5 protein-coding genes are annotated in these 4,768 nt (G+C 65.8%); all 5 read right to left on the bottom strand.

The genetic code is table 11. The features are described 5' to 3' along the window. On the bottom strand, positions 1-443 hold a 443-nt coding region (locus VGQ44_17710; protein ID HEV8448674.1), incomplete at its 3' end, for a hypothetical protein. A gap of 11 nt (positions 444-454) precedes the next feature. Then, positions 455-1,408 carry a type II secretion system F family protein gene (locus VGQ44_17705; GenBank protein HEV8448673.1) on the bottom strand — a complete coding sequence of 318 codons (954 nt, stop codon included), beginning with the start codon at positions 1,406-1,408 and terminating at the stop codon, positions 455-457. Between the two features lie 8 nt (positions 1,409-1,416). Next, the gene (locus VGQ44_17700) at positions 1,417-3,006 is read right to left on the bottom strand and encodes an ATPase, T2SS/T4P/T4SS family (GenBank protein HEV8448672.1); all 1,590 of its coding nucleotides are present in this window, start codon (positions 3,004-3,006) and stop codon (positions 1,417-1,419) included. Next, positions 3,006-4,202 (bottom strand): hypothetical protein, encoded by a 1,197-nt coding sequence (locus tag VGQ44_17695; protein HEV8448671.1) that lies wholly within the window; start codon positions 4,200-4,202, stop codon positions 3,006-3,008. Before VGQ44_17695 ends, VGQ44_17700 begins: the two co-directional genes overlap by 1 nt. 15 nt (positions 4,203-4,217) lie before the next feature. Beyond that, on the bottom strand, positions 4,218-4,768 hold a 551-nt coding region (locus VGQ44_17690; GenBank protein HEV8448670.1), incomplete at its 5' end, for a hypothetical protein.

The raw sequence follows: 4,768 nt of genomic DNA, 5'->3' as shown, positions 1-4,768 counted from the left end.
TCCAGCAACGCGGGCGGCGCGACGAGACCCAGCGCGATGCCGATAGCGCCGCTCAACAGCACCATGAAGCTCGAGTCGTGCGGCCCCCAGGCGAACAACGCGCCCGGGATGATCAGCGCCGACACCAGCCGGGTCATCGTGTACAGCACCGGCGCCGCCGGCGATTCGAACCCCGCCTGAATCAGCTGTGTCGATGTATCGAGGGAGACCGCCCCCTCGGGCAGCCAGCGCTCGGCGATCTTGCCCATCCGCATCGCGACGTTCTTGCTGTCGTCGGGAAGCGTGATGAGCGGAATCACCTCGGCGGACGTCGCGGCGGATCCGCCGGCGCGCGCCAAAGCAATGGCACGGCGCGCATTGGCCTGGTAGGCGCCGACCGCAACCACCACGGCGCCAACCAACATTGTCACGAGAACGACCAGCAGCAGCGTCGAGAGACTCACGGTACCACCTATTATATGTCGATGTCCGCGATCTTCATTAGAACGAAATATCCCACCGCGATCGACCCCGCCGCGTAAAGCAGGACCAGTCTCCCGGTCGTGGTAGTCAGCATGGGCGCCATCATCGACCGGTTCAGGTAAGACAATGCAAAGAAAGCGATTACAGGGAGCATCGCCAGAACGCGGCCGGTGAATTTGGGCTCGGCGGTTAGCGTGTCGATCTGGCCCCGCAGGGCGCCCCGGTCGCGGATCAGCGTCGCCAGCCCGCCCAGCACCTCGCTCAGGTTACCGCCCGTCTCCCGCTGAATGAGCAGCGACGTCACCAGCATCTTGGCGTCCAGCGTGCCCACGCGCTCCTGCATGCCGAGCAACGCCTGGCGCATGTCCGAACCCAGCCGCTGCTCGTCGTAAACCCGCGTGAACTCGTCGCCGAGCGGCGCCGAGATCTCGTCGCCGCAGAACTTGAGCGCGGCCTGGAACGAGAAGCCCGCGCGCATGGCGTTCACGATCATGTCGATCGCGTCCGGAAGCTGCTCCTCGAACTTCTTCGCGCGCTTCTTCTGCATCTGGCGCACGACGATGAACGGCGCGACGGCGCCGAGCAGCGCGCCAAGCCAGGCCGTGAGCAACCCCCACTGTTCGCCGATGAGAAGCAGGAAAGACGCGGCGATGGCGCTTCCAAGCACGAATTCGCCCACCGACCAGCTCGCGCCGGCGCGGCGCAGCTCGTAGTCCAACGCCTCGGACACCGCCAGCGAATCGAGCAGCCGGTCGAGCGCCGGCAGGCTGCTTCGGCGCAGGTCGCGAAGGATGTTCGCCGTCGGCGTCGCCGTCGGCGCATCCTCGCCCATTCGCTGCCGCAGAACCGCGGCCGCGGCAAGGCGGCGCCGGTTGAGCAGCGCGTACGTCCCCAGCACGAGCATCGCCGTGCCGAAGAAAACGAGAAGGAGTACGAGTCCCTGCATCGTTCAACTCAGCCCGCGGCGAACAGATTGGAGGGCAGATCGACGCCTGCCACGCGCAAACGGTCGGTGAACCCGGGGCGAACACCCGTCGCCTCGAAGCGGCCGACCACCATGCCGTCGTTGGAGACACCCTGCCGCCGGAACCGGAAAATCTCCTGCGCCGAGATGACGTCGCCTTCCATGCTCGTCACTTCGGTTACGCTCGTCACGCGGCGTGTACCGTCGGAGAGACGCGACACCTGGATGATCACGTCGAGCGCCGACGCGATCTGCTCGCGCATCGCTTTGCTCGGCAGCGTCGTGCCGGCGAACTGGATCATCGTCTCCAAGCGCGCCAGCGCGTCGCGCGGCGAGTTGGCGTGGATCGTCGTGAGCGAGCCTTCGTGACCGGTGTTCATGGCCTGGAGCATGTCGAGCGCTTCGGTGCCGCGCACCTCGCCGACGATGATTCGGTCGGGACGCATACGCAGCGCGTTCTTCACGAGATCGCGCGCGATCACTTCGCCGCGCCCTTCGGCGTTCGGCGGGCGCGTCTCGAGGCGCACCACGTGCTCCTGCTGCAATCGCAACTCGGCGGCGTCTTCGATCGTCACCACGCGCTCGCTCGCCGGGATGAAAGAGCTGAGGGCGTTGAGCAGCGTCGTCTTGCCCGAGCCCGTACCGCCGGAGATGAGAACGTTTAGACGAGCCTGGACGCAGCCGGCGAGCAGATAGACCATCTCGCTGGTCAATGCGCCCAACTCGAGCAGCTGGTCGATCGTGATCTGTGCGCCGAAGCGGCGGATCGAGAGGACCGGTCCGTCGAGCGCCAGCGGCGGAATGATCGCGTTGACACGCGAGCCGTCGGGAAGACGCGCGTCCACCATCGGCGACGACTCGTCGACGCGACGCCCGACGCGGCTCACGATGCGGTCGATGATCGCGATCAGGTGCGCGTTGTTGCGGAAGTTCGTCGGGACGCGGGCCAGCTTACCTTTGCGCTCGACGTAGATGTGTTTTGGGCCGTTGACCAGGATGTCGGTGATCGAGGGGTCGCGGAAGAGCGGCTCGATCGGTCCGAGGCCGGTGACCTCGTACACGATCTGCTCGATGACTTCTTCGCGCTCGGCCTGGCTGAGCGGCGCTTTTTCGTTGCGGAGGAACTCGACGACCGCGTTTCGAATTTGCTGAACGAGCACGCCTTCGTCAGAGATCTTCTCGAGCGCCTCGAGGTCGAGCCGCTCGATGAGCCGGCGGTGCAGGTCGACCTTGAGCTGGTCGACCGGGCTCAGAACCGGCGTGTCGGCGCGCGAGCCGAAGGTGCGGCCGGCCGTCGTTCGGCCGGTCGTCGGTGCGGTGCGCGACGTCTGTTGAGTCGTGCGCGACGTCGGGCGTGTCTGCGACGAGGTGATCGCGCCGGTTATTGCCCCGGTCTTGATCGGTCCGGTCATGGGTCCAGTCGGAATCGGCCCGGTCGGCGTCGGCTGAGAGCCCTGCGGTCCCGCAGGTGTCCCCCCGCCCTGCGCGGGCGCGGGCGGAGCATCACCCGGCTTCCCGGGAGCTCCGGGTTTGGGCTGCGGTTTGTCGCGACCCATGAGTCGCTCGCGAAGGCTTGCCATTAGTTCTTTCTCCCCATGCGCAAGAGACGGCCGAAGCGCGATCCGCTCGCGTCGGCCCCATTGCTTTCCGCGTTAGGTGCCTGCGACGAACCGCCCAGCTTCGCCGCCAGTTGGATGAACGACTTGGCGAGCGGCGACGACGTGTCCTTGTCGAGAATCGGCTTGCCGCGGGTGAGGGCGTCCGTGAACGCGCGATAGTCGTTCGGGATTCGCCAGAAGACCTCTCGCTTGAGCACTTCCTTGGCGTCACCCACGGCGACGATGTCGCCCGAGTGATGCCGGTTCACGACCACGAAAATCTTGGAGTCGGGATACCCCAGCCGCTCGCACAGTTCCAGCGTGCGTTTCGTGCTTCCCAGGGCCGGGATCGTCAACTGCGTCACCAGGACTATACGATCTGCCGCGTCGAAAGCCGCCAAGGTGCGCTCGCTCATGTGGTGCTCGCAGTCGATCACCACGTTGAAGTGCGCGCGCAGGTGGTTGATGATCGACGCCGACGAAGCCGCGTCGAGCATTTCAGCGACCTCAGCCCGCTCCGACGCGGGCAGCACCCACACACCGCCTTCGGTCGCCGACAACACCGACATCAACAGGTCCTGGTCGATCCGGTCCATTTTCGAGACCAGGTCGCCGAGATCATACGACGGCTTGAGATTGAGGAAGACGCGCACGTCGCCGCCGCCGACCACGAAGTCGGCGAGCGCGACGCGCTTCGTCGGATGGTTGATGGCGAGCCCGTAGGACAGATTGAGCGCGACGCTCGTCGTGCCCAGCCCGCCTTTGCCGCTGTACACGGCCATCACGAGACCGCGTTGCGTTTCGGTGCCGGAGCGACGCACGAGCCGGTCAAGGGCGGCGGCGAAGTCGGTCGCGTCGGGCGGCGAGACGAGGAACTCCTGCACGCCGGCGCGCATCCCGGTCAGAATCAGATCGGCGTCGGCCTTGGGGGCCGTGCCGATCAGCAGAGAATTCTCACGCCGGATCTCTCGCTCGAGCAGCGTCATCTCGACGTTCGAGAGCTTGTCGATCGGTGCGATGACGAGATCGTAATGCTCGGCGCGCAGCTTGGGCGTCGCCTCGGTGAGCGACGGCGAATCATCGATTCGGACGAATCCGAATCGATGAAGCACGTCGGCGGCGCTCTTCGGCGGGCCGGCCGCTTCGCCGATGACGAGAACCTTGCGCTGCGTCGCCACGTCCAATCGCTCCGGTTATGGCTTGATCGGGGGCGGCGGCAACCGCTTCTCGATCGCCTCACGCGCCGGCAGCGCGGTATCGGGCAGAACACGCAGCACCGAGCTCGCCGGCGGATTCATCGGATTCACGATCGTCGGAGTCACGATGATGAGGAGTTCGGTCTGATCGGTCTCCCAGGTCGTGTTGCCGAACAGGGCGCCGAGGATCGGGATCTGCGAGAGCAGCGGGACGCCGTTGCGGGTGCGCGTTCGCTCGTCGTCCAGCAGTCCGGACAAAATGAGCGATTGGTCGCGCCGCACGTCCACGGTCGTGGCGATGCGACGCGTGCGCAGCGCCGGGATGCGGAAGCCGGAAATGACGACCGCGTTGGCGAAGTCGAGGCTCGAGACCTCGGGGTGCACGTTCAGCTTGACCAGCGTATCGCTCACGATCTCCGGAATGAACGTGAGACGAATTCCGAATTCGCGATACTGAATCGTAACACTGGTAACACCGTTCGCGCTCGGCTGGGCGATCGGGATCGGAATCTCGCCGCCGGCCAGAAAGCTTGCGGTGTCGTGGTTGC

The organism is Gemmatimonadaceae bacterium, assembly GCA_036003045.1.
Classification (GTDB): domain Bacteria; phylum Gemmatimonadota; class Gemmatimonadetes; order Gemmatimonadales; family Gemmatimonadaceae; genus JAQBQB01.
The sequence above is the reverse complement of the archived record's forward strand: the minus strand, read 5'-3'. Positions and strand labels throughout refer to the sequence as shown.

Excerpts from the sequence above, each read along its gene's own strand:
- VGQ44_17705 (HEV8448673.1), bottom strand. The coding sequence starts at position 1,408 with ATGCAGGGACTCGTACTCCTTCTCGTTTTCTTCGGCACGGCGATGCTC.
- VGQ44_17700 (HEV8448672.1), bottom strand. The coding sequence starts at position 3,006 with ATGGCAAGCCTTCGCGAGCGACTCATGGGTCGCGACAAACCGCAGCCC.